This is a genomic window from Hydrogenophaga sp. (assembly GCF_051007235.1).
GTDB lineage: Bacteria > Pseudomonadota > Gammaproteobacteria > Burkholderiales > Burkholderiaceae_C > Hydrogenophaga.
This window is the reverse complement of record NZ_JBPCSJ010000389.1, coordinates 1-2,261: the sequence shown is the minus strand read 5'-3', so window position 1 is coordinate 2,261 and position 2,261 is coordinate 1. Positions and strand designations below refer to the sequence as shown.

3 protein-coding genes are annotated in these 2,261 nt (G+C 66.9%); all 3 read left to right on the top strand.

The window, feature by feature from the left end; all coding sequences use genetic code 11:
• The coding region (locus tag ACR2JA_RS13960; protein ID WP_434009687.1) for an FAD binding domain-containing protein at positions 1-785 on the top strand (785 nt) is incomplete at its 5' end.
• A 17-nt stretch (positions 786-802) separates the two neighbouring features.
• Positions 803-1,288, top strand: a complete 486-nt coding sequence (locus ACR2JA_RS13955; protein WP_434009686.1) for a (2Fe-2S)-binding protein — start codon at positions 803-805, stop codon at positions 1,286-1,288.
• A gap of 22 nt (positions 1,289-1,310) precedes the next feature.
• On the top strand, positions 1,311-2,261 hold a 951-nt coding region (locus ACR2JA_RS13950), incomplete at its 3' end, for a molybdopterin cofactor-binding domain-containing protein (RefSeq protein WP_434009685.1).

Here is a 2,261-nt window from a genome sequence, read left to right as displayed (position 1 = left end):
ACGCCAAACTATTGGCAGGCGGGCACAGCCTGCTGCCGATGATGAAGCTGCGTTTTGCAGCGCCGGCGCACCTGATCGACCTGAACCGCATCAAGGCACTGCGCGGCATCCGCGAAGAAGGCGGCCAGGTGGTGATCGGCGCAATGACAGTGGAAAACGACCTGATCAGCTCGCCCATCGTGCAGGCCAAGCTGCCACTGCTGGCCGAGGCGGCGAAGCTGATCGCAGACCCGCAGGTGCGCAACCGCGGCACCATCGGCGGCGACATCGCCCACGGCGACCCGGGCAACGATCACCCCGCCCTGTCCATCGCCATCGAAGCGTCCTTCGTGCTCGAAGGCCCGAACGGCCGCCGCACCGTGGCGGCCGACGGCTTCTTCCTGGGCACCTACATGACGCTGCTGGAAGAAAACGAGGTGATGGTCGAGATCCACGCACCTGCTTTCACACAGGGCACCGGATACGCCTACGAAAAACTCAAGCGCAAGACCGGTGACTGGGCCACGGCCGGCTGCGCGGTCGTGCTGCGCAAGACCGGTGACACGGTCAGCCATGTGCGCATCGCGCTGACCAATGTGGCGCCCACCGCGCTGCGCGCCGAAGCCGCTGAAGCCGCGCTGCTCGGCCAGGCCTTCACGCCGGCCGCCGTGCAGGCCGCCGCCGACGCCGCCACCGCCATCTGCGACCCGGCCGAAGACCTGCGCGGCGACGCCGAATACAAGACCGCCATGGCCGGCGAAATGGTCAAGCGCGCCCTGGCCAAGGCCTGGGCCCGTTGCGCCTGAACACAAGGAGACACCCCATGGCCAAGAAACTCATCAACGTCAGCGTCAACGGCAAGAACGAAGAGAAGGCGGTCGAGCCGCGCACCCTGCTCATCCACTTCCTGCGCGAAGAGCTCAATCTCACCGGTGCCCACATCGGCTGCGAAACCAGCCACTGCGGCGCCTGCACGGTCGACATCGACGGCCGCTCGGTCAAGAGCTGCACCCACCTGGCGGTGCAGTGCGACGGCTCGGAAGTGCTCACCGTCGAAGGCCTGGCCAACAAGGGCGTGCTGCACGCGGTGCAGGAAGGCTTCTACAAGGAGCACGGCCTGCAGTGCGGCTTCTGCACCCCCGGCATGCTGATGCGCGCCTACCGCTTCCTGCAGGACAACCCCAACCCCAGCGAAGAAGAGATCCGCATGGGCATGAGCGGCAACCTGTGCCGCTGCACCGGCTACCAGAACATCGTCAAGGCGGTGCAGTACGCCGCCAAGAAACTGCAAGAACCCGCCACGGCCTGAACCCTTTCACGGAGAAACCCACATGAACGCACCGGTACCAACCGCCGAAGCCCGTGAAATCGCCCTGGCCGGCATGGGCGTCTCGCGCCTGCGCAAGGAAGACGCCCGATTCATCCAGGGCAAGGGCAACTACGTCGACGACATCAAGATGCCCGGCATGCTGCACATGGACATCGTGCGCAGCCCGCTGGCCCACGCCCGCATCAAGAAGATCAACAAAGAGGCCGCGCTCGCCATCCCCGGCGTGCACGCGGTGCTGACGGCCGACGACCTCAAGCCGCTCAAGCTGCACTGGATGCCCACCCTGGCCGGCGACGTGGCCGCCGTGCTGGCCGACGAGAAGGTGCACTTCCAGATGCAGGAGGTGGCCATCGTCATCGCCGACGACCGCTACATCGCCGCCGACGCGGTGGAAGCGGTGGAAGTGGAATACGAAGAGCTGCCGGTGGTGATCGACCCCTACGCCGCGCTGCAGCCCGACGCGCCCGTGATCCGCGAAGACCTGGCCGGCAAGACCAGCGGTGCCCACGGCCCGCGCGAGCACCACAACCACATCTTCACCTGGGACGCGGGCGACAAGTCCGCGACCGACGCGGCGTTCGCCAGCGCGCCGGTCAAGGTCAGCCAGCACATGTACTACCCGCGCGTGCACCCCTGCCCGCTGGAGACCTGCGGCTGCGTGGCCAGCTTCGACCCGGTGCGCGGCGACCTGACCACCTACATCACCAGCCAGGCACCGCACGTGGTGCGCACCGTGGTGTCGCTGCTCTCGGGCATTCCCGAGTCCAAGGTCCGCATCGTCAGCCCCGACATCGGCGGCGGCTTCGGCAACAAGGTCGGCGTCTACCCCGGCTATGTCTGCGCCATCGTCGCCTCCATCGTGCTGGGCCGCCCGGTCAAGTGGGTCGAGGACCGGGTGGAAAACATCTCCACCACCGCCTTTGCGCGGGACTACCACATGGACGGCGAAATC